Source organism: Bifidobacterium sp. (assembly GCF_022647885.1).
Taxonomy (GTDB): domain Bacteria; phylum Actinomycetota; class Actinomycetes; order Actinomycetales; family Bifidobacteriaceae; genus Bombiscardovia.
The window spans coordinates 1,416,024-1,438,814 of the sequence record NZ_JALCLM010000001.1; the positions used below are offsets into that span (position 1 = coordinate 1,416,024).

General features: G+C 48.4%; 16 protein-coding genes and 4 tRNA genes. 4 read left to right on the top strand and 16 right to left on the bottom strand.

Annotated elements, in window-relative coordinates; genetic code table 11:
* Positions 1-7 precede the first annotated feature (7 nt).
* The 4 genes from LKI20_RS06115 to LKI20_RS06130 all read right to left on the bottom strand — a co-directional run bounded on the left by LKI20_RS06115 (position 8) and on the right by LKI20_RS06130 (position 370).
* Positions 8-80, bottom strand: a tRNA-Val gene (locus LKI20_RS06115).
* Between the two features lie 28 nt (positions 81-108).
* Positions 109-180: transfer RNA gene (locus LKI20_RS06120), tRNA-Val, on the bottom strand.
* 20 nt (positions 181-200) lie between these two features.
* Positions 201-271: transfer RNA gene (locus tag LKI20_RS06125), tRNA-Cys, on the bottom strand.
* A 26-nt stretch (positions 272-297) separates the two neighbouring features.
* Positions 298-370 (bottom strand) — tRNA-Gly (locus LKI20_RS06130).
* Positions 371-541: 171 nt separating this feature from the next.
* Here LKI20_RS06130 and LKI20_RS06135 point away from each other — a divergent pair.
* Entirely contained in the window at positions 542-1,396 is an 855-nt protein-coding gene (locus tag LKI20_RS06135) for a PAC2 family protein (protein ID WP_291771613.1), read from the top strand.
* Positions 1,397-1,546: 150 nt separating this feature from the next.
* On the opposite strand, the gene uppP is transcribed toward LKI20_RS06135, so the two are convergent.
* Positions 1,547-2,419, bottom strand: a complete 873-nt coding sequence (uppP, locus tag LKI20_RS06140; protein ID WP_291771616.1) for an undecaprenyl-diphosphatase UppP — start codon at positions 2,417-2,419, stop codon at positions 1,547-1,549.
* A gap of 197 nt (positions 2,420-2,616) precedes the next feature.
* On the opposite strand from uppP, the gene LKI20_RS06145 reads away from it, so the two are divergent.
* Positions 2,617-3,411, top strand: a complete 795-nt coding sequence (locus LKI20_RS06145) for a fructosamine kinase family protein (RefSeq protein WP_291771620.1) — start codon at positions 2,617-2,619, stop codon at positions 3,409-3,411.
* Positions 3,412-3,726: 315 nt separating this feature from the next.
* Here LKI20_RS06145 and dnaJ read toward each other — a convergent pair whose 3' ends face one another.
* Both dnaJ and hrcA read right to left on the bottom strand, forming a co-directional pair.
* The gene (gene dnaJ, locus LKI20_RS06150; protein WP_291771623.1) at positions 3,727-4,872 is read right to left on the bottom strand and encodes a molecular chaperone DnaJ; all 1,146 of its coding nucleotides are present in this window, start codon (positions 4,870-4,872) and stop codon (positions 3,727-3,729) included.
* A 150-nt stretch (positions 4,873-5,022) separates the two neighbouring features.
* Positions 5,023-6,210 (bottom strand): heat-inducible transcriptional repressor HrcA, encoded by a 1,188-nt coding sequence (gene hrcA, locus LKI20_RS06155; protein ID WP_291771627.1) that lies wholly within the window; start codon positions 6,208-6,210, stop codon positions 5,023-5,025.
* Positions 6,211-6,634: 424 nt separating this feature from the next.
* Between hrcA and tkt the strand changes: the two genes are divergently transcribed.
* Both tkt and tal read left to right on the top strand, forming a co-directional pair.
* Complete coding sequence (gene tkt / locus LKI20_RS06160; RefSeq protein WP_291771630.1) at positions 6,635-8,737, top strand: transketolase; 2,103 nt, start codon at positions 6,635-6,637, stop codon at positions 8,735-8,737.
* Positions 8,738-8,839: 102 nt separating this feature from the next.
* Complete coding sequence (tal, locus tag LKI20_RS06165) at positions 8,840-9,949, top strand: transaldolase (protein ID WP_291771635.1); 1,110 nt, start codon at positions 8,840-8,842, stop codon at positions 9,947-9,949.
* 138 nt (positions 9,950-10,087) lie between these two features.
* Here the strand turns inward: tal and LKI20_RS06170 are convergent, their stop codons facing one another.
* The 9 genes from LKI20_RS06170 to uvrA form a co-directional block, all read right to left on the bottom strand.
* On the bottom strand, positions 10,088-10,942 hold the full coding sequence (locus tag LKI20_RS06170) for an HAD family hydrolase (protein WP_291771637.1): 855 nt from the start codon (positions 10,940-10,942) through the stop codon (positions 10,088-10,090).
* Positions 10,943-11,062: 120 nt separating this feature from the next.
* Positions 11,063-11,311 (bottom strand): preprotein translocase subunit SecG, encoded by a 249-nt coding sequence (gene secG / locus LKI20_RS06175; protein ID WP_291771640.1) that lies wholly within the window; start codon positions 11,309-11,311, stop codon positions 11,063-11,065.
* Between the two features lie 61 nt (positions 11,312-11,372).
* On the bottom strand, positions 11,373-12,167 hold the full coding sequence (tpiA, locus tag LKI20_RS06180) for a triose-phosphate isomerase (RefSeq protein WP_291771643.1): 795 nt from the start codon (positions 12,165-12,167) through the stop codon (positions 11,373-11,375).
* Positions 12,168-12,442: 275 nt separating this feature from the next.
* Entirely contained in the window at positions 12,443-13,639 is a 1,197-nt protein-coding gene (locus tag LKI20_RS06185) for a phosphoglycerate kinase (protein WP_291771646.1), read from the bottom strand.
* Between the two features lie 400 nt (positions 13,640-14,039).
* Positions 14,040-14,984, bottom strand: coding sequence for a DNA-binding protein WhiA (gene whiA / locus LKI20_RS06190; protein ID WP_291771649.1), 945 nt, complete (start codon positions 14,982-14,984; stop codon positions 14,040-14,042).
* Positions 14,985-15,212: 228 nt separating this feature from the next.
* Positions 15,213-16,127: an RNase adapter RapZ gene (gene rapZ, locus LKI20_RS06195; RefSeq protein WP_291773403.1), complete on the bottom strand. Its 915-nt coding sequence runs from the start codon at positions 16,125-16,127 to the stop codon at positions 15,213-15,215.
* A 17-nt stretch (positions 16,128-16,144) separates the two neighbouring features.
* Entirely contained in the window at positions 16,145-17,074 is a 930-nt protein-coding gene (locus tag LKI20_RS06200; protein ID WP_291771651.1) for a shikimate dehydrogenase family protein, read from the bottom strand.
* A gap of 152 nt (positions 17,075-17,226) precedes the next feature.
* Positions 17,227-19,602, bottom strand: coding sequence for an excinuclease ABC subunit UvrC (uvrC, locus tag LKI20_RS06205; RefSeq protein WP_291771654.1), 2,376 nt, complete (start codon positions 19,600-19,602; stop codon positions 17,227-17,229).
* 12 nt (positions 19,603-19,614) lie between these two features.
* A complete protein-coding gene (gene uvrA, locus LKI20_RS06210) occupies positions 19,615-22,509 on the bottom strand; it encodes an excinuclease ABC subunit UvrA (RefSeq protein ID WP_291773405.1) in 2,895 nt (964 codons plus the stop codon).
* Positions 22,510-22,791: the final 282 nt, after the last annotated feature.

Genomic DNA, 22,791 nt, shown 5'->3' on the forward strand with positions numbered 1-22,791 from the left:
AATACTGTGGGCGATGCAGGAATCGAACCTGCGACCCCTTCGGTGTGAACGAAGTGCGCTAGCCGCTGCGCCAATCGCCCGAGTTTGGGTAAGGACTCGGTGTCCTTGTGGGCGATACTGGGATCGAACCAGTGACCCCTTCCGTGTCAGGGAAGTGCGCTACCGCTGCGCCAACCGCCCGGTAAAGTCTTACGACTTCGAGGTGGGTACGAGAGTCGAACTCGTCTAAACGGCTTTGCAGGCCGCTGCCTAACCGCTTGGCTAACCCACCGTGACTGGTCTATGTCTCGGACCTCGAGCGGGCAACGGGACTCGAACCCGCGGTCTCGACCTTGGCAAGGTCGCGCTTTACCAACTAAGCTATGCCCGCATCACTGCACCTCATGCCCAGAAGCTTACCTCCAAGCACGAGTCACTACTATAACTACATGGTTGGCATTACGCAAATTGCGTGTCTTATCAGCGAGTCTCAATACATCAAGGAGTGTTCTCGCTTGGAAAAATCTTCAATCCTCAACAATTAGCAGCTACTCTAAGACCTGTGAGTGAAGAAGCACTGCAATCCCAAAACGTATTAATCGCGGCGTTTGAGGGCTGGAATGATGCATGCCAGGCAGCGACTAATGTACTGCGCCATCTTATTGACGCATACGATTCGCGCGAAGTGGCTCGTATCAACTGTGATGGTTTCTACGACTATCAGATTTCACGCCCGATGATGTGCCATGTTCAAGGCCAACGGCGCCTTGTTTGGCCTGAAACAGTTTTCTATGAAATCACCATCGATGCGCATCACAAGATTTTTGCACAAATGGCTCCTGAACCTAACTACAGGTGGAAGGAGTACTGCATACGCAGCATGCATATTGCTGAAGAATGCGACATCGATACGATTGTGACTCTTGGGTCAATGTATGCTGACTGTCCTCACACCCGTCCTCTACCAGTTGAATCGTATAGTGACGACTGTGGCTGTGACAATGGAGACGAACACTGTGGTCCAATTGGCATTCCAACTGTGTTAGATACCTTAGCTGAAGAAAATGGCTTTGCTACGGAACCAATTTGGATTTCTGTACCTCAGTATCTCGGTAGTGATGAATGTGCACAAGGGACCCTGCAACTGTTAAGAACACTCTCAGATCTTTTGGGCGTGCCTCTCAAAGAGGGTGATTTGCAAGAACGAGCAGATCGTTGGAAAGCGCAGGCAGAGGTATTAATCCGCTGCAACGACGATTTATCTGATTATGTGCATCGGCTGGAACGAGAATATGATTTTGAGCATAAAGTTCGTGAGCAGGCAGAACTCTCTACTATGAATGTTGGAGACATTATCGCCGAGGCTGAATCCTTCCTCCAAGAGCCAGGTTCAGGTAGCTCTTCAGATAATTCCTAGAGTCTTAGCGCTTGTGTAGGGATTTCTCTCTACATTACCTAATGTGGGATTGACGGAACATTGAAATTCCGCCAATCCCGCATATGCTGGAGTGCAGGCATACATAGAAATCCCTACACAAATGTGTATCTGCCCCTTATCGAGGGTTGTTTAAGCGACAGAACCTGCAAGTGGTGCGAGCACCCCTGTGATGAGCAGCAGTGCAACGATAACTGCAAGTGCTATACGGTAAATGGCGAAGCCTTTATATGAAAATGTGGAAACGATTTTTAAGAAAGCGATAATTACTAAATACCCGACTACAAAGCTCACCAGTGTTGCACAGATAGTCGCTCCCCATCCTGGGAATCCTGCAGCACTACTGGCATCGCCCAAGGATTTTACGGTTTCCAGAATTCCTGCACCGAACACGGCAGGAATAGCCATTAAGAAGCTAATTCTCGCAGCATCCTCTCGGGTATATCCTAATGCTCGACCAAAAGTAATTGTTCCACCTGAGCGGGAAACACCAGGTACTAGAGCGAGCATTTGTCCAACACCGAAAATTGCTGCATCTTTAAGAGTCATTTCTGCAATCGTCTTTGATTGTTTACTCCTGGCGTCAAAAAACCACAGGAGCAAGCCAAAAACAATCAGCATCAATACGGTGATCCAAAGGTTGCGTAAACTGCTCTCAATGCTCTTCTGGAATAGCACTCCTGCTATCACGATAGGCAACGTTCCAACGATAATAAACCATCCGAGTGATGCATCTTTATCGTCTGCGCCAAGTCTCTTGGACATTTCTGCACCATCTTTGCCGCGCAAACACATAAACCAATGGCTAAGAATTCGAGCAATGTCATGGCGGAAATAGAGCAATACAGCACTTTCAGTACCAAGTTGGATGATTGCTGTAAATGCCGCTCCTGGATCTTGTCCAAGTAAAGCCCCTGCTATACGTATATGCGCACTTGAAGAAACAGGCAGAAATTCGGTGAGACCCTGAATGATTCCCATTAGTATCGCTTCGAAGAAATTCATAAACCCTCGTATTACTCATGTGTTTAACACAGATGTTGTTATCTGCGCATGCATAACCTTCATTAGAGTAGCGAAATTCCAGGAACTTTGGCGTATCGACCGGCTTGTCGCGCAGAATGCCCACAATGGGTAAGTGCTACAACACAGCAGAATAGTCAAACAACTGCTCTGGCTCCGCAGTTGAGTTGGGAGATGTTATGGAACAGTACAGGAAATCCAGGGCTCACTCCCCTCACGGGTTCTTTGAGTGTGAGGGCCGTGGCCTGAAATGGTTGCGTGAAGCCTATGGGCATGGTGGTCCACGTGTGGTCGAAGTTTTCGGTTGGGGTGACGATTACCTTGATATTGAGCGTGTCAATTCCTCATCTCCTACGCCTAAGGCTGCATATGATTTTGGGGCAGCTTTAGCGCATCTACACGATTTTGGCGCGGACTATTTTGGTGAGGCACCAGCAGGATATTCTGGTACTTGTTACTTTGGTCCTTTGCAAGATCCTGTTCCTATGGATACTGGCAATTGGACAACTGCTGAAGAATACTTCGCTCAAGGTCGTTTACTGCCGATGGTGGAGCTAGGTATCCAGCGTGGGTCTCTTAATCAGTCTGACATGAGCATGACGCAAGACATCGTATCTGCATTGCCTGAGTTGCTAGGCCCAGCAGCCTCAGATTCGCCTGCACGTATACATGGTGATTTATGGAGCGGCAACGTCATGTGGACTGCCGATCAGGGTCGTAGTGAAGCTGTGCTCATCGATCCAGCTGCACATGGTGGGCATCGAGAAGAAGATCTAGCCATGCTGCACCTTTTCGGTATGTCATATCTCTCTAACATCATCGATGGCTATCAGTCCGTCCACCAACTTGCTCAGGGATTTGCAGATAGATACACTCTCTGGCAGCTTTATCCGATTGCAGGTCATTGTGTCTTCTTCGGTGGTGGCTATGTCAGCGAATACCGTTCAATGTGCCGCTCACTGCTGAGGCGTTAAGCGTACAGCACTGTGTGCTGTACGTAGACTCGGTGAGCAGCCGCAAAGGCTGCGCGAAGGTAATCGCTTCGGCGATTACAAAGGCTGCGAAGAAGCGCGCAGCGCTTGCCACACGTCGCAACCACCCAACGTACATTTCTATAGTTTTAAGCAATTTCTATAGTTTTAAGCGAAGTGAGCCACCGCAAAGGCAACCATCTGCTAAGCCTTGAAAGTGTGCCATGCAGCACGAGAAGACAGCAAATCAGCATGCTTCTCGTGCTGCTTGGCACAGTTGCTGCGGAGAGACCCGACTGCGCCGTCTATCTCGAACGCCTAGCTGAGCGCATCCTTCAAACGGTTAAAGAATCCCTTGCGGTTTTGCGGTGCTGGTTTGGAAGCTTGTGCTGTATGCGTGGCTTCGCTGTCATGTGATTTGCTGAAGGAAAGCATGAGCTTCTGTTCGGAGTCTTTCAGCTTCGTTGGAATTTCGACTGCTACGTGGGCTATGAGTTCGCCTCGCTCCCCTGGCGTGCGCAGCTTGGTGACGCCTAATCCTTTAAGCGTGATGGTGTCGTCGGGCTGGCAGCCTTCTGGTATTTCCAGTGATTGAGGCCCATCGAAGGTTTCTATCGTGATGTTGTGTCCAAGAACTGCCCAACTCATAGGAACCTTAATCCAACAATGCAAATCATCACCCTCACGAGAGAAATCGTGATTTTTGGCGATTCTTATGTCTACATAGAGATCTCCAGCTGCGCCCCCACCTTCGCCAACTTCACCCTGTGAAGCCAACCTGAGTCGTGAGTCATCCGCAATGCCTGCTGGAATTGATACCCCGATGGTACGTTTGCTCCGTACTCGTCCTTTACCGAAGCATGAAGGACATGGATGCTCGATAACTGTGCCGTGCCCTTCGCAACGCTCACATGGAGCTGTGGTCATCATTTGGCCGAGCATTGTACGAACAACTTTTTGCACAAATCCCTGTCCATGACAATCGGGGCAGGTGACTGCACTGGTATCTTTTTCAGCTCCTGAACCTGAACATTCAGGGCATAAACCATAGGTATTGATCGTTGTCTGAGCTGTGCCGCCAAATACCGCTGTTTTCAAATCTATAGTCATCTTTGTTAGAGCATCTCTACCTGCTTGTGTGCGAGGTATGGGACCTTGAGAAGCTCCTCCCCCGAAGCCGCCACCGAAGAATTGGCCAAACACATCCGAAAATCCTTCAAATCCTGAGGCTCCACCGAATCCTGAAGCACCTGGGTTATTAGGATCGACACCCTGGTCGTACATCCGGCGCTTCTGGCTATCAGAAAGAACCTCATAGGCGCTGTTGACTTCCTTAAATTTCTCCTCAAATTCAGCACCGGCGATATCTGGGTGATATTTTCGGCTCATCTTGCGATAGGCACGTTTAATTTCGTCCTCACTCGCGTCTTTGCTGATGCCCAAAACCTCATAATAGTCTGCCACTGATGACTCTTTCTGTGTGTTCAGATTGTTTCTCGTTCTTATTTAATGACGTGTTGCAAACTTGTCTATTGTTATGCCAGCTAGAGACCGCAAGTACCAGCATGCAATGCAACTTGAAGTCTCAAGCGTCCCTAACCATCGGCGAATATATTACAACTCATCGTCACCGCTCTCGTTGGCCAGCAGCGCTGTCAAATAATGAGCAACAGCATGAACGGCCGCCATAGTAGTCGCGTAATTCATGTGTGTAGGGCCTATTGAGCCCACAAACGCCACAGGTCCGCTGTGATTTGTTTTTCTTGGACTCACGCTCGTTGAATCAACAGTAGTGGTACTAGAGTTACGAGATGCTGTTGCGTTAGGTGTAAATTCCTGACTACTAGCTGATGTCTCTGCCTGAGAGTTGTCGCCAACTATTCCAGAAGCGGAACCATATCCGCTAGCTACCACCGAAGCGTGTAAGAAGCCCGGATTATGTGTTTCAGAACCAATTGCAACGCTTACTCCGGATGTCTGTGAAACTTCGCTCAATGTACTCATCAACTTCATCAACACCACTTGCTCTTCAAGAGCATCAAATAGGGGGGCAAGATCGTCAAGATTCACTGCCTGTTGATGTGTGAGTTGTGAGGTCCCTGCCATATAAAGGTTGCTAGCTTGCTCTTGAGAAGCCATTCCTTCCAACTCATCAGCAAGTCTTTCTGTAAGTGCATGGACTGGTCTGAACTTCGCACTAATGCCTAGTTGGCGTATGTCGTCGCCTGAACTAGACAATGTGACACCTGTGTTCCTGGCATTAATTACTTGAGAAAGCTCGTCAATTACTCGCTGACTTATAGGTGTATTGCAACGGATACTGCGCTGTGCCACTCTTCCAGTGTCTGTGATGACTACAACCATCAAAGTAAGTGAGGTAAGTGGGATGATTTCCAGTCTCCGTAAGGTTGACTTCGCTAACGACGGTGATGCCACCACAGCGACTTGACCAGTTATTTGAGCGAGCAGTCTAGCTGAGCGTTGAAGGGTGTCCTCTAAATTCACTGATCCAGCTAGGAAGGATTCGATGCCTCGTCGTTGCGCAACTGACAACGGTACAACAGTTGCCAGCTTGTCTACGAAATAGCGATAACCCTTTTCTGTTGGAATTCTGCCTGCTGAGGTATGCGGTTGTATCAGGAAACCTTCATCCTCGAGTGTTGCCATGTCATTACGAACCGTTGCAGAGCTCACACCAAGATTATGGTCCTTAGTGAGAGTGCCTGAGCCAACAGGTTCTTGTGAACGAATATAATCTTCCACAACAGCCCGTAGCACCAGCATGCGTCTATTATTCGTCATGCACGCCTCCTTGGGATGTGTTTTGTCGTCTGTAATGTATGTGTTGTCTTTCTCTCACATAGCCAGAAGCATGTGATACATACAGTAACAAGAAAGATCTCACATATTGTTTTGCTCTATATGATTGTATTAGCACTCGTAGGCCGTGAGTGCTAGTTTCTTCTTTATGGGCGCACCATGTACACTTTTGGAACCTTTTGAGCACATTGCGAACAAATCGTGATTGTTACAGAACTTTCAGTGAGCGCATATGTAAAGCCTTAACCCCATGCCATGCCCAGGAACAAATGCACGAAACGCTGATAATTCCTTTCTGGTGTCTGCTCTGAAAGCTAGCATTGTAGAGCAATGTGAGGGCTACTAAGCACTGTTCGGCACAAGTCGGACTTGCAGCCCAACCAATTGGAAGGATAGTTGATCATCTATGACCGATTTTACGTGGTCTGAACTGGACGAGCGCGCAGTAAAACTGGCGAAGGTCCTCTCAGCTGACGCGGTCGAGAAGGCAGGAAGCGGACATCCCGGTTCCCCTATCTCACTGGCACCCGTCGCTTACACTTTGTATCAGCATTTCATCAAACACGATCCGAATGACCCGAACTGGGCAGGTCGCGACCGTTTCATCCTCTCAGGAGGGCACGCCTCACTGACCGAGTACGTGCAGCTCTATTTCTCAGGATATGGCTTAACTCTCGACGACCTGAAGCGTTTCCGTACAGCTGGAACACGCACTCCAGGTCACCCAGAGTTCGGGCTCACCCCAGGAATCGAAATGACCACTGGTCCTTTGGGTCAGGGCCTTGCTTCGGCAGTCGGTTTTGCCTATGGACAGCGCTATCAGCGCGGCCTTCTTGATCCAGAAGCCCCAGCAGGTGAATCACCATTCGACCACAAGGTCTGGGTTATTTGCGGTGAAGGCGATGTTGAGGAAGGCGTTTCTTCCGAAGCAAGCTCGCTCGCAGGCAACCAGCAGCTCGGCAACCTTACCGTCATCTTTGATGCCAACCACATCCAGATTGAGGGCGACACCAAGATTGCCTTCTCCGAAGATATCCTCAAGCGCTACGAAGCTTACGGTTGGTACACCGATGAGTTTAGCTTCATCCAGCCTGACGGTACCTACAACGAAGATGCAGCCGGCTTTGCTAAAGTCCTTGAAAAGGCCGAGCAAGTTACCGACCGTCCAAAGCTCATCAAGGTTGATTCGCTTATCGCATGGCCAACTCCAGGTAAGACCAACGATCCTTCATCACACGGTTCAAAGCTGGGTTCGGAAGCTGTTGCTGGTTTGAAGAAAGAACTTGGATACGATCCAGAGCAGTCCTTCCAGGTTGACGAAGATGCTCTTGCTCACGCACGCAAGGTTGCGGATCGTGGCCTAGAAGCACATAAAGCATGGGATGAGAAGTTCGAGTCCTGGAAGAATGCCAACCCTGATAAGGCTGCCCTGTACGACCGCATTGCCGCGGGCAAGCTTCCTGAGGACTTCGACAAAGCCATTGATGAGCTCGTCGCAGGCTTCACTGCTGGCTCGAAGGTTGCAACACGTAAGGCTTCCGGCGCTGTACTGAATGCTATTGCCGCCGTTATGCCTGAACTTTGGGGCGGTTCTGCCGACCTCGGTGGTTCAAACAACACCAATATTAAGGGTGCAGCTTCCTTCGCTCCCGAAGAGTATGCAACCGTTCAGTGGCCGACCGTCAGCAAGTATGGTCGTCAACTGCACTTCGGTGTGCGTGAATTTGCTATGGGTGCCATAACTAACGGCATTCTGCTGGGTTCAAACACCCGTCCATTCGGTGGTACATTCTTCCAGTTTGCCGATTATGAGCGTCCAGCTGTGCGCCTCGCCGCATTAATGGATATTCCTAATCTCTTCATCTGGACTCACGATTCAGTGGCCTTGGGCGAAGATGGTCCTACCCATCAGCCAATCGAGCATCTTGCTGCTGTGCGTGGTATTCCTCAGCTTGAGGTTGTCCGTCCTGCTGATGAGTTCGAAACCGCAGAAGCATACCGCTACTTCTTCGAGAAGAACAACACTCATCCTGCAGCATTCATCCTGACTCGTCAGGGTGTTCCTTCACTGGAAGAGACCAAGGCCAAGGCAAAGGCAGGCGTTCGTAAGGGCGCTTATGTGCTTGTCGACACTGAGGGTGAGCCAGATGTGCTGTTGCTCGCTACCGGTTCGGAAGTTCAGCATGCCGTTGAGGCTGCGAAGACCCTCGCAGGCGAAGGTGTCAAGGCTCGCGTCATTTCCGTTCCTTCACTGGAATGGTTTGAGGAGCAAGATGCTGAGTACAAGGAAGAGATTCTTCCTTCCTCTGTTAAGGCTCGCGTTTCTGTTGAAGCCGGTATCGCTATGCCTTGGTACAAGTACCTCGGCTCATATGGCAAGCCAGTATCTATCGAGCAGTTCGGTCTGCAAGGTGATGGCGACGAAAATATGCGTGATCTTGGTATCACAGCTGAACACGTCGTTGAGGCAGCTAAGGCATCTATCGAAGAAGTCAAGGCAGCTCGCTAGTCAACCATTCGGGGAGAGTTTGCTATCTGCCAAGCTCTCCCCCATCTCTGGGCAGATAGCCCATTGAATACAACATTTTTGGTTGGAAAACAAGGAGAAATAATGGCACAGAATGAAAACACTCAGCGCACCAGCGATTCCGGTGTGTCCATTTGGCTCGACGATCTGAGCCGTACTCGCATTGAATCAGGAAGCTTGCAAAAGCTCATTGCTGAGAAGAACGTCGTTGGCGTTACTACCAACCCTTCAATCTTCCAAAAGGCTCTGAGCCAGGTTGGCCCATATGATGCTCAGCTCAAGGAACTTGGCAAGGTTGATGTTGAGACTGCCGTTCGTGAACTGACCACAACCGATGTTCGTAATGCCACAGACATCTTCCGTGACGTTGCAGAGAGCACCGATTATGTAGATGGCCGTGTTTCTATCGAGGTTGATCCTCGTCTGGCACACGATACTGATAACACTGCTAAGCAGGCCGTGGAGCTGTGGGAAAAGGTTGATCGTCCAAATGCGATGATTAAGATCCCTGCAACCCTTGAAGGTCTTCCAGCCATCACCGCCACCCTGTCAAAGGGTATCTCCGTGAACGTTACCCTGATCTTCTCGCTCGAGCGTTATGAGCAGGTCATCGATGCCTTCATCGAAGGTATCGCACAGGCTGATGCAAACGGTCATGACCTCAAGCACATGGGTTCAGTTGCTTCCTTCTTCGTTTCCCGTGTTGACAGCGCCGTAGACAAGCTGCTTGAAGCTAATGGTTCCGTAGAAGCCAAGGAACTCGAAGGCAAGGCAGCTGTTGCTAACGCACGTCTCGCATACGAGCTCTTCGAGAAGAAGTTCAACGAGGATCCTCGTTGGGCCGATCTTGAGGCCAAGGGTGCACGCCGCCAGCGTCCACTGTGGGCTTCAACAGGTACCAAGAACGCCGCTTACTCCGATTGCAAGTATGTTGATGAACTCGTCGCCAAGGACATCGTCAACACCATGCCTGAGAAGACTCTTGACGCTCTTGCAGCACACGGCAATGGTGCTCCTTCAATCGAGGGCACATACGAAGAGAGCCACTCCGTGATGGAGAAGCTTGAAGAGCTCGGCATCAGCATCAAGGATGTCACTGACAAGCTTGAGGCTGACGGTGTTGCTTCCTTCATTGCTTCATGGGATTCAGTGCTCTCCGATGTACAAGCTGGCATTGACCGCGTGAACGCCTGAAATATAAGGGCTAAACGCGCCAAGTAGTATTCTTTGGCCCCTGTCCTCAAGGAATTGAGGACAGGGGCCAAAGTGTATGCACGCACTTCCCTATCACGGCATTGATGTGAAGCGTATGCTGCTTTATAGAATCCTGACTCACGATGTTTTCAGAGCAGTATCAATCCATTCAGCAACACCATCGTCATTATTGGAGGGGCAGATTTGATCCGCAGCGCGAAGCACCTCAGGTATAGCGTTTGAAACCGCGACACCAATACCAGCCGCTTGTAACATCGAGATATCGATAGCGTCATCACCGAAGGCGGCAACTTGCGAAAGTGGCAGCTGCATGTGCGCGCACATCATTTGTAAAGCTGATCGCTTGTTGGCTTGTGGATTCATTAACATCCACATGCTGCCCTCACTGATATGGAGCTCAAAATCTCTTGGCAAAGATGCTCGCAGAGTAGTGATTTCTTGTTTACGTGGAAAAATGATGATTTTATCGACTCGTCCCTGAGGCAAATCAGTAAAATCGGTCAAATGGCATTCCTCTTGGGGCCAAATGATATGAATATCAAAGTTGGTATAGCGCTGATCATTCATTACCACGCCTAATCGGAGATTTGGAATTACTGACAATAGTTCTGTACACACTTGACGGGCTCGACCCGAAGAAAATCCAAAGCGACGCAGATGTTTGCTTTTTTGAGCATGTGTGTCCTCACTGCTAGCAGTCAGCAAGGCATAGCTTGATTGCGATGGAGACAAATCAATTAATGCCCCATTGAGGTATACGCAGGCATCTACAGGGATCTGATGGACAATATCCCAGCTGGTACGCACCGGTCGTGCGGTAGCTACAGCAATTCTGATACCAGCATCGTGAGCTTCGGTGACAGCTGTGATGGTGCGCTCGGTCAGTGCTCTAGTTTCGAATGAAACTCCATCGTGCAGCAAAGTTCCGTCAAGATCGGCAACAATAAGTCTGAGAGGATGCTGATTTTTCATGTCGTCCTTCTTCAAGAATGCCAGATATACAAGAGCACCGCAGCTATATGGCTGCGGTGCCTGAATGAACTACGAGATTTACTATGATGCAAGCCGGAGATTGCACCATAACTCATGTAATCAACCTATGTTGTATTTGTACATCAATCCGAGAGCAATAATAATTGCCACCCAAATAAGCGCAACAATAATGGTGATGCGGTTCAAGTTCTTCTCTGCAACACCGGAAGTTCCGGCGTTGGAGTTAATCCCGCCACCAAACATGTCGGAAAGACCTCCGCCTTTACCTTTATGCATCAGAATCAGCAGTGTTAACAATACACTTGCGATAACAACGATGACTTCAAGAACGATCTTGAAAATAGCCACAGGAACCTCCACGTTTTTCTAACTCTTGCAAGGATACAGCACATCAGGGATTATCGTTGCTTTAACGCGAAAAAGAATGTTTTTGCGCAATTCGAGCGATTTTTGAGAATTCTTCAACTTCTAACGAGGCTCCGCCCACAAGGAATCCATCTACATCTCTCTCTTGAATGAGCTGCGCGGCATTCTGCGAACTTACTGAACCGCCATAGAGTATGCGTACCTGATTAGCTACACGGTCATTAAATGCGCTTCTCATATGTTCGCGAATAGCCTTTGCTGCATCTTGTGCAGATTGAGGCGTAGCTACCATCCCGCTTCCTATCGCCCATACTGGTTCGTAAGCAATAATCAGAGACTCGGCCTCCGCTTCGTTGAGATCTCGTGTCACATCGTGTACCTGTCCGACTGCGAATTCCAGCTCAATACCTTTACGTCGTTCTTCGAAGCTTTCTCCCACACATAGGATTGGCTGCATCCCTGCTGCAAGTACTGCTCTGACTTGATCCACAATATTTGCATCGTCTTCAGGATGATATTTACGGCGCTCTGAGTGGCCAACAATGACATATGAGCAATGCAGCTGAGACAGCATATCTGCTGAAACATCACCAGTAAAAGCACCCTGTGAGGTAACTGAAACAGATTGAGCACCGTAGCGAATATGCAGGTTATCAGCTTCTACAAGGACTTCCACGCTTCGTAGTGATGTGAATGCAGGGAAAAGAACGACTTCGCAATGACGAAAATCAAAATGAGCGTCGCGAAGTATCCACGCTAATTTCTGCACGAAATACGTGGCTTCCAGATGATCCAAGTTCATCTTCCAATTGCCCGCAATAAGCGGAACTCTTGCCATCACTCACGCCTTCCCAACCTAATCTCTGCTCGATAAAGCGAAAATTATTTCGCAACTGCACATACTAAGCCAATATACCTGTTCATCATAGGCGACTGTTCTGCGCTCCGCGTGGAATTACTCTGTGTTTTTCATCGTGGTAGACCTGTCACAGTAAACGACACCAGCCCAAACGAGTTGTAGGGCTGGTGTCGGATGTTAGCTGTTGGCTGTGTGAACAAGAAGCGCAGCTACTTGCTCAAGGCCGAAAGTTCAAGCTTGAGCAAGTACATCATTTACTCAATAACCTTCAGACCAGGAAGCTCTTTACCTTCAAGAAGTTCAAGAGACGCGCCGCCACCGGTTGAGATATGTGAGAATCCCTCTTCAGGGAAACCAAGATTTCGTACAGCTGAAGCTGAGTCGCCGCCGCCAACGATGGTAAATGCTCCGGCCTTAGTGGCATCGATTAGTCCTTGTGCTACAGCCTTGGTACCAGCTGCGAATGCTGGGAACTCAAATACACCCATTGGGCCATTCCAAACAACAGTTTTGGACTCAACAATCTTGTCGTGGAACAGCTTCTGTGAATCCGGACCAATATCAAGACCCATCTTGTCTGCAGGAATAGCTTGAGCTGCAACGGTCTCGTACGGTGAATCAGCAGCAAAAGTATCAGCAACAACGATATCTGTTGGGAGCACGAGCTCTACGCCATTTTCTTCAGCCTTGGCGATATAACCCTTAACGACATCAACTTGATCCTCTTCGAGCAAGGACTTGCCAACTTCATAGCCTTGGGCTTTCAAGAAGGTGTAAACCATGCCGCCACCGATGATTAGACGATTAGCTTTGCTGAGCAGATTTTCGATAACGCCAAGCTTGTCGGATACCTTTGAGCCGCCAAGTACAACGGTAAATGGCCTCTCAGGATTGACTGTGGCCTTGGATAGTGCAGTAACTTCTTTCTCGACCAAAAGACCCGCTGCAGAAGGCAAATCAGCGGCCACATCATAGTTCGAGCCTTGAGCGCGGTGGACCACACCAAAGCCATCAGACACGAAAACGTCACCAAGCGCTGCAATCTTCTTGGCATAAGCAGCGCGCTCACTGTCGTCCTTGCTGGTTTCTTCAGGGTTGAAGCGAACGTTTTCAAGTAACAGGACCTCACCATTATTGAGTGCGGCCACCTTCTTCTGTGCATCTTCGCCATAGGTATCAGTTGCCAGATTAACTGGAGTATCCAGAAGCTCACCTAAGCGCTTAGCAACGGGCGCAAGACTAAGCTCAGGAACAACCTTGCCCTTGGGGCGTCCCAAATGTGCCATGAGTATAACCTTCGCACCCTGCTCGCGCAAAGCGTTAATGGTAGGCAAAGCGGCCCTGATCCGGCCATCATCGGTGATGGTTGTGCCATCTAGCGGAACATTGAAATCAGCGCGTACAAGAACTCGCTTGCCTTGCAGATTTCCGAGATCTTTCAGTGTTTTCATGAACTATCCTTTCCTAGCTGTGTCTGAGGTAGCCTCTTGTGGTCGTACCCGCCACAGAAAGTATTAAGGCGCATGATGACGCCATAAGGGATTCTATACTGAGCAACAAACATTAGAACATATTTGCGGTGTTGAAAATAGCTGAGTTGTGTGTATATTTACAGTTTTCGTGTCTCTGATAATCGACATCGTCATTGGTGTAGGGATTGTAGTGAAGCTGAGTGCGAGATTAGGCTGGTATATTCTGGAATTCTGCCATTTCTGTCATAGACCTACTTGAAAATAAGCATGATATCCCTACACAAGCGCAGGCACTATAGCAGATGAGGCACCAAGCTTTGCTTGGTGCCTCATCTGCTATCAACGGGCTTCAATGCACCCGAAGTTGCTACTTAGTTGGCTATTGCTGTGAACGCTGTTTTTTAACCTTTGCTGCGAGCTGCAGTAAGCGTCGTATACGCCCAGCGATCGCATCTTTAGTAACTGGCGGGTCCGCCAGCCTCCCCAGCTCTTCCAGACTTGCATCTCTATGGTCAATCCTTAGCTGACCGGCTGCTCGTAAATTATCTGGAATATTATCACCCAACAGTTTGAAAGCCTCCATGACTTTCTCACTAGCTTCGACGGCCGCTTTGGCACTCCTGCGCATATTCGCATCGTCGAAATTAGCCAGTCTATTGGCTTTGCCTCTTGACTCACCATCGTTGCGCTTACCTGTCCACTCTCGAGCAGATTTTGGAGCACCGATGAGGTTGAGCATACGTTCAATAGCATCAGGATCACGAAGGGTAACGCGTTCAGAGCTACGTACTTGACGAGCCTTGGCATTGATACCCAAACGACGAGCCGCACCTACTAAAGCTAATGCCGCCTCTGAACCAGGGCAAACAATTTCCAGATAACTAGCCTTGCCTGGATCGGATAGTTCTCCATGAGCTAAGAAAGCACCTCGCCAAGCGGCTTTAACCTGAGCGATATTCCCACTGATGATATCGGCTGGGAGTCCCCTCACAGGTCGCTTACGACGATCTAATAATCCGGTTTGCAGCGCTAGAGCGCCGCCAGCACGTAAGACTCTAACCGAATACCGGATATTGTTCCCGCTCGGTGCTTGGCGAGCGACCTCAATGACATCAGAGCTGTGACCGTAAATTTCCTTAATGGCCTGTTGTAGCCATTTCGCAGAATCAAGGGAATCGAACTGTGCCTCAACCACAATATGCCGTTGAACCAGATGCAGACCGCCACCGAAGCGAATCATTGTGGCTGCCTGTGCTTTCTTCGCTGCAGGAAGTTCATTGTCGATTGCGGCAAGTTCGCTCTTGACATCATCCAATAGAGCCAATAGCCAACCTCCTACAGTTTTGCGTTACTAATTGTTTCTGAGCTTTTCAGCATCCTATCTGAAAAGCCACCGGCTATCTGTGATACAGAACATCTTGGACAACTTTGAAGCATTCGCTGCTTCTTGGACACACGTATTTCGCAATGTGGATGCCCTGCGAGAAACAAGATTAGTTTGTAACTAACAGATTCGCGTATATTTCTCTTAAGGATTTTTGCTTTTACGGGTTTAATTGCGGTGCCTATGTAGTTCGCGTGCAGAAACCGTGACACTGAGGCCGTGGTTACGAAGGCGTTTAGCGAGTTCTTCGCTCATAGCCACTGAGCGGTGTTGTCCACCAGTGCAACCTATCGCAATAGTGACAAAGTGCTTATCCTCACGAGAGTATCCACGTATTGCTGTGAGTATTGCCTGCGTGTACGATTCTAAAAATTCCTGAGCACCAGCACTAGTCAGCACATAATCACTTACTGCTTTATTCATACCAGTTAAATCGCGCAACTCAGGAACCCAAAATGGATTGGGCAAGAATCTCATGTCTGCAACGAAGTCCGCATCTAGTGGCACGCCATATTTGAACCCAAAGCTAAAAATATGTACCGAAACAGTCGTAGGACCAGTGCCAAGCAAAGCGTCATACAGCTTGGTTGACAATTGGTGGATACTTAACCGTGTGGTATCGATAACCACATCAGCGCGCTCTTTAAGATGTGCGAGCAGTTCGCGTTCCTCATGAATACCGTCTACTAATCTTCTACCGTGTTGTAAGGGATGAGGTCTACGTACTGACTCGTAGCGAGTGATCAATATTTCGTCATCCGCATCAAGGAAGAGAATGCGATATTTCACGCCTAAATCATCTAAGTGACTCAGTACTGCTGCCAAATCTTCGAAATAGGCTCTCGACCGCACATCGATAACAGCAGCTAACTTGTGCACCTTTGAACCCGAAGAGGTCATCATGTCAACAAGAGGAATCAGTAGTTTAGGTGGAAGATTATCAACTACATACCAACCCATATCCTCAACACTGTTAGCAGCCCGAGAGCGTCCTGCTCCTGACATACCGGTGATTAATAAGACCTCAAAATCATCTGCTGGCGCAGGCAAGATCTTTGAATTCTTCTCATCATCCGAGGTCATACCATCTGCGTGAGTCATCACAACACCTCCTGAAGTGCTTGGAGCATAGCTGCATCTATATCAGCGGGTAGGCCTTGCTCGCCAAGCTTCGTCATCAGAGCCACTTGTGGAATTGCCTGATACAAGAGCATCATCTCACCGCCTATGGCCTGAGCACCCAAAGTACGCCATGCACTCATTGCTGCCGTTGGTCTGGGGTCATACACCACATCAAGGAACACTCCGCCGTGTATTCCTTTCGAGCATTCCAGTAACTGCTCAGCAAAAGCGTCTGCTGCGTGGGCGGGAAGAGTACTGATAACGACATCTTTTCCTGAGGTATTTGTTGCAGCCTCAGTTAACGGCTTGACAGCGCAGGCTATATCGAATTGTGCCGCTAGATCAAGCAATGCAGTTGATTTTTCTGGATGGCGTGCACATATAAGTACGTCTTCAATACCAAGCTCGATGCACGCTGCTAAGGCTGAAGTCGCAGTGCTCCCGTTACCGAGGAGTAAGGCTGTATGGAAATTTTGTATGTCATTTTTCACGGGAGCAAGGACAGCAGGATTCTTGCTGTCTGCACATTGTTGATTGCATGAGTGGTGCTTAAGTGCAGTCGCGATGCCTTGTACATCAGTGTTATATAACGATATTGTGGGTGATTGTGGTGACATAGACCAATCCAAAATAGCTGTATTTGCTACACCTAGTTTAGAAGACCATGTGTCTGATGGTTTTCCCAGAGACATCACCGCTTTTTTGAGAGGCATTGTTAAGCTCAGCCCAGCCCACTGTGAATCAAGCGAGTCCAAAAACTGTTCGAGGTTGTCAACCCCTACTTCGCATCGCTCATATTGCCACTGTAATAACCCTAAGCGCTGGTATGCAGCCATGTGCAGCACTGGTGACAAGGAATGGGCTATGGGCTTACCTAACACAGCACAACGATGCTTGTATGTCTGCACGAATACCTCCTAGGCTCAGTATAAATACTAGCGAACACTTGTTGCAGGCGGTGTTCCATACAACATACTGTTCCACCAATAGTTAGCGGATAATAACGGGTTGAGCCACAAATACAATAACTCTCAATCGCTAATATCGCAGATCATGACTGCTATTGTTCATCAGCATGAAGCGCGTCAAATATGACCTGTGCCTTATTCGTACCAATCCCCTTGACCTTTTTGAGATCATCAACACTGGCTTCTCTCATAGCTCTGACTGATCCAAAATGACTTAACAAACGTTTTTGGAAGGATTCGCCGACACCAGGAATTCCATCCAATGCTGAGCGCAACGCTCCTTTTCGACGTTTCTGTCTGTGATAGGTAATAGCAAAACGGTGTGATTCATCGCGCACACGCTGCAATAGATACATACTTTCAGACTGTCGTTTGAGAATAAGAGGGTAATCTTCATCTGGCAGCCATACCTCTTCAAGCCGTTTTGCAAGACCGCAGACGGCAACATCCTTCACACCTTGATCCGCCATAGCTCGTGCAGCGGCAGACACTTGGGGCTTACCACCATCAACGACCACAAGATTAGGTTTATATGCAAAGCGATGCGATTGAACTTGCTGCTGAACAATGCCTTCTTGAGATTGTGCTTGGGACTGGTCGACACCTGAACGTTGTATCAGTCGTTCGTTGTCAATGCTGTCACCTGAATCGCCCGCAACATTTCCGTGACTGAATCGTCTACTGATGGTCTCATAGATTGCTGCAGTATCGTCAACTGCGCCTTCTCCGTTGTTGCCCCTAATCGAAAAACGACGATATTCAGATTTTTTTGCAACTGCATCTTCGAAAACAACCATTGAAGCAACCTGAAAGGCGCCTGCAATGGTGTTGGAAATGTCGTAGCATTCTATGCGCAAGGGAGCTTTATCTAAACCGAGGGCACTGGCAAGATCATTCATAGCTTTTGTACGGGCACCCATGTCACTGATACGACTCATTTTGCTGCGTTGCAGGGATTGTTGAGCATTCGCTGTTGCTCGATCCATTAATGCTCGTTTTTCACCACGCATGGGCACACGTATATTGACTACTGCGCCGCGTTGTTCGCTGAGCCACGCTTCCAGCTGTTTGCTTTTACTGGGCTCCATGGGCAATATGATCTCTCTTGGAATCGGAGCAATCGGCTCCAATAAGTCGTCCCGTCCTGTCATTTCCTTGTGAGCTCGACGTGATTTAGTTGCTCTTGATCGCGCCAAACTATCAACAGCAGTGGCTTGCTGAGTGCTGCCAAATGCTTCACGCTCTGTGGATATTGTTATGCCGGCAGCGTGTTGTTGTTTAGATTTCTTGGGCTCTATTGCTTCGGTCTCTGAGGCATCAGACTGATCCATATTATTAGCGATATCATCACTGATTTGAGAGCTGTCCGCTGATTGCTCCCCATAAACTTCCTCAACCAATGTTGAATAGACTTGGGTTATGAGGTCTCCTACAAGTTCCTCGTCTGAGACATCCTCAACACGTTCAACGCTCCAGCTCCGTTCACCTCGGATTGAACCAGCTCTGACAAAAAATGCATGTACAGAAGCTTCTAATTCATCACTCGCTAAACCAAATACATCGGCATCAACATCTGAATCGAACACCACTGCGTTCTGTTCGATAACCGTATTTAACATAGCTATTTGATCACGTAATCTGGCTGCTTGCTCAAAATTCAGGTTGGTGCTTGCTTCTTTCATCTGAGACGTGAGATTAGCTTGAAATGGACGTCCTAAACGTCCTGTCATCACCCCAATGAGTTGTTCACACATCTTTCGATGTTCGTTTAAGTCGATACGTTCAACGCATGGTGCTGAGCATTTTCCTATTGACGCCAGTAGGCAAGGCCGTTGGCTGAGTTGCGCGCGCCGAAATACACCAGGAGTGCATGTCCGCACTGGAAAACTTTTGAGTAATCTATCCAAGGTTTGTCGAACGTCCCAGACTTTTGCATAAGGGCCGAAGTATCTGGTATCTCGACGTTTCCTACTGCGTGTGATCCAGATTCTCGGTACCTTTTCGCCAACAGATATTGCCAGGTACGGATAAGTCTTATCGTCTCTGAAAACCACATTGAAGCGGGGATCAAATTCTTTAATCCACGTGTATTCAAGTGTCAGAGCTTCTAGCTCAGTACCAACAACAGTCCATTCAAGACTGCGTGCTGTGAGCACCATGGTCTGTGTTCGTGGGTGGAGCTGAATCAACGGCTGAAAATAGTTGCTCAGACGGTTGCGCAGGTTTTTTGCCTTACCTACATAAATAACTCTGGACTCTGAATCTCTCCATTTGTAGACTCCTGGTTCAGCCGGTATATCCGAAGCTTTCGGTCGGAAACCGTCTCGACTATCACCAAGTAGTGGAGCTCCATTGCTATTGAGCTGATGTTCGTGCGGTACATCCCCACCGGCATTCGTTTGCACGAGCGCAGAGGCAGTTTTCCTCCATACCTCGCTTGAATGCCGCTCGAAGATACCAGAAGTCATGAGTACACACCTTTAGTCTTTCAATGTCTTCGCTAGGTAGCGCCCCGTCCAGCTTGATTTCTTTGTTGCTATATTCTCTGGGGTTCCTTCAGCAACGATGGTGCCACCCTTATCGCCGCCCTCAGGTCCGAGATCAATAATCCAATCAGCACTTTTAATCACATCGAGATTATGCTCAATAACAATCACAGTATTGCCTTTGTCTACAAGACCTTGCAATACCTGAAGTAATTTTCGAACATCTTCAAAATGTAAACCTGTTGTGGGTTCGTCAAGAATATACGCGGTGGTGCCGTCTGAGCGTTTTTGTAATTCAGTGGCAAGTTTTACACGCTGGGACTCACCGCCAGACAGTGTTGGTGCTGGCTGCCCCAAACGAATATATCCAAGACCTACATCAACTAAAGTCCTCAGATATCTGGCAATTGATGGGTACGCTGAGAAGAAATCAGCAGCTTCTTCAATAGGCATATTGAGTACATCAGCCACAGATTTGCCGTTGTATCTGATGTCAAGTGTTTCGCGGTTATATCGCTGTCCATGACATACTTCACATTCCACATAGACATCAGGTAAGAAGTTCATCTCAATTTTAAGCGTGCCGTCTCCATGACAAGCCTCACATCTTCCACCCTTGACATTAAAAGAGAATCGTCCAGGTCCGTAACCACGAACCTGTGCCTCCGGTGTCTTAGCAAAGAGTTGCCTAATTTTATCCCACACACCAGTATATGTAGCAGGATTCGAACGTGGAGTGCGTCCTATAGGATTTTGATCAACATGAATGACTTTGCGTAACTGTTCCACGCCTTCAACGCGCGTGTGCTTTCCTGGGACTATGCGTGCGCCATTTAAACGATCAGCCAACACAGGGTACAGAATAGAGTTAATCAATGTGGATTTACCCGAACCTGAGACACCTGAAATTACTGTCAACACATTCAGTGGAATATGAGCAGTGAGATTCTTCAAATTGTTTTCTCTAGCACCGATAACGGTGAGTTGCTTGCTTTTGCGAATCTTCCTACGGTGCTTGGGGACCTCGATAGTACGTCTGCCAGCAATATAATCACCGGTGATGGAGCCAGGAGCCTTTACTAAGTCCTTCGACAAGCCAGAAAACATCACTTTGCCGCCGTGTTCTCCTGCCCCGGGGCCAATATCAACTACCCAATCAGCTTCCATAATGGTGTCTTCATCATGTTCCACCACAATCAGAGTATTGCCAAGGTCTCTTAGATGATGCAAGGTTTGAATCAGGCGTTCATTATCACGTTGGTGAAGACCAATAGAAGGCTCATCTAATACATACATCACTCCAACTAAACCAGAACCAATTTGGGTGGCTAAACGAATACGTTGAGCTTCACCGCCAGAAAGGGTTGCAGCCGCACGCGACAGAGTAAGATAATCCAGACCCACATCGTTAAGGAAGCCAAGACGTGCGCGAATCTCTTTAAGTACCTCGCCAGCGATTTTGGCTGCAGCACCCTCCAAATGAAGTTGCCCCACCCAATCAAGGCTTTTGGCAATAGGCATATCGCATACATCAGCTATTGAGTTATCAGACACCGTTACGGCTAGAACTTCAGGTTTCAGGCGCTTGCCCTTGCATGTTTGGCAAGGAATTTCTCGCATATATGATTCGTAGTATTGACGCATCTGGTCTGAATCGGTTTCATCGTGACGCCGCATCAGAGTATGTATCACACCTTCAAAGCCTGTGGAATACTCACGCAACCGTCCCCATCTATTGCGGTACGAAACGTTTACTTTGAAATTGTGACCATACAGCACCGCATGCCGCACATCAGTAGGAAGTTCCTTCCACGGAGTTTTCGTTGAAAAGCCAAGTTCCTGGGCTAACGCATCTAGTAAATGCTCATAATATTCCGAGGTGCTTTTGGTGCCTCCCCAAGGCTCAATCGCGCCGTCTGCCAAGGACTTGTCTGGGTCAGGAACCACTAGCTCTGGATCGATTTCAAGACTAAAGCCTAATCCAGTGCACGCAGGGCATGCACCATATGGGGCATTGAAGGAGAAGGTGCGAGGCTCTACTTCGTCAAGTTCAAGGGCATGGCCATTCGGACAGCTACGATGCTCTGAAAATGGCTGTCGACGCTTGGCATCCTGTTGCTTGAGATCTACAAAATCAGCAACAACCGTGCCATGTGCTAGTTTCAGAGCAGTTTCAACAGAATCTGTAAGGCGTTGACTGATGCCCTCTTTAATGACCAAACGATCAATAACCACTTCAATGGTGTGTTTTTTCTGTTTACTGAGTTTGATGTCATCAGAAAGTTGTTCCATGTTCCCGTCAATGACCGCTCGGGAATATCCATCAGAACGTAGAGTTTCTATGAGTTCTACAAATTCTCCCTTTCGTCCAGTGACCACTGGAGCTAATAGTTGAAAACGAGTCCCATCAGTATTACCGAGGAGAGAGTCAACGATTTGTTGGGGAGTTTGGGCTGTAACCAATTCACCACACACAGGGCAATGCGGAATGCCAGTACGTGCGAACAGTAGACGCAAGTAATCATAAATTTCAGTGATGGTGCCGACTGTCGATCGCGGGTTACGATTAGTGGTTTTCTGATCGATAGAAACCGCAGGACTCAGACCTTCAATAAAGTCAACATCAGGTTTATCCATTTGACCAAGAAATTGCCGAGCATAGGCAGAAAGTGATTCCACATAGCGGCGTTGGCCTTCAGCAAATAAGGTGTCAAACGCCAGTGAAGACTTGCCTGATCCAGACAAACCAGTGAACACCACCATCTGGTTGCGTGGAAAAGCAAGGTCCACATTTTTTAAGTTGTGCTCACGAGCGCCTTGAACAACGATTTTGCGATCATTAGCCACTTCGCTGATATCGGCGATAAGTGATTCCTTACCAGCCACCATATGCGGATGTTGTAGCGTCTGTTGAAATGACGATTGCTGTGCTGCTGCTGTCTGATCCACTGTCTTCCGATTCTTGTGTATCTGCGTGGTGTTGCTTGGTGACGCGTTAACTCAACGGCCACAGGACTCTTCGCTCGAGTGGTATAAGGTATTGCGTTGCCCTGCGACCAACGCAGCCATTCGAACATGTCATATCATAACGCAAAACATCATATGCTTCGAACATGTGTTCGAAATATGCGCTCAGCGCGTAGGTATGTCCCGTGTACGAACTGAGCCAAG

Excerpts from the sequence above, each read along its gene's own strand:
- uppP (WP_291771616.1), bottom strand. The coding sequence starts at position 2,419 with ATGAATTTCTTCGAAGCGATACTAATGGGAATCATTCAGGGTCTCACC.
- LKI20_RS06145 (WP_291771620.1), top strand. The coding sequence starts at position 2,617 with ATGGAACAGTACAGGAAATCCAGGGCTCACTCCCCTCACGGGTTCTTT.
- hrcA (WP_291771627.1), bottom strand. The coding sequence starts at position 6,210 with ATGACGAATAATAGACGCATGCTGGTGCTACGGGCTGTTGTGGAAGAT.
- tkt (WP_291771630.1), top strand. The coding sequence starts at position 6,635 with ATGACCGATTTTACGTGGTCTGAACTGGACGAGCGCGCAGTAAAACTG.
- tal (WP_291771635.1), top strand. The coding sequence starts at position 8,840 with ATGGCACAGAATGAAAACACTCAGCGCACCAGCGATTCCGGTGTGTCC.
- LKI20_RS06170 (WP_291771637.1), bottom strand. The coding sequence starts at position 10,942 with ATGAAAAATCAGCATCCTCTCAGACTTATTGTTGCCGATCTTGACGGA.
- tpiA (WP_291771643.1), bottom strand. The coding sequence starts at position 12,167 with ATGGCAAGAGTTCCGCTTATTGCGGGCAATTGGAAGATGAACTTGGAT.
- LKI20_RS06185 (WP_291771646.1), bottom strand. The coding sequence starts at position 13,639 with ATGAAAACACTGAAAGATCTCGGAAATCTGCAAGGCAAGCGAGTTCTT.
- rapZ (WP_291773403.1), bottom strand. The coding sequence starts at position 16,127 with ATGACCTCGGATGATGAGAAGAATTCAAAGATCTTGCCTGCGCCAGCA.
- uvrC (WP_291771654.1), bottom strand. The coding sequence starts at position 19,602 with ATGACTTCTGGTATCTTCGAGCGGCATTCAAGCGAGGTATGGAGGAAA.
- uvrA (WP_291773405.1), bottom strand. The coding sequence starts at position 22,509 with ATGGTGGCTGGTAAGGAATCACTTATCGCCGATATCAGCGAAGTGGCT.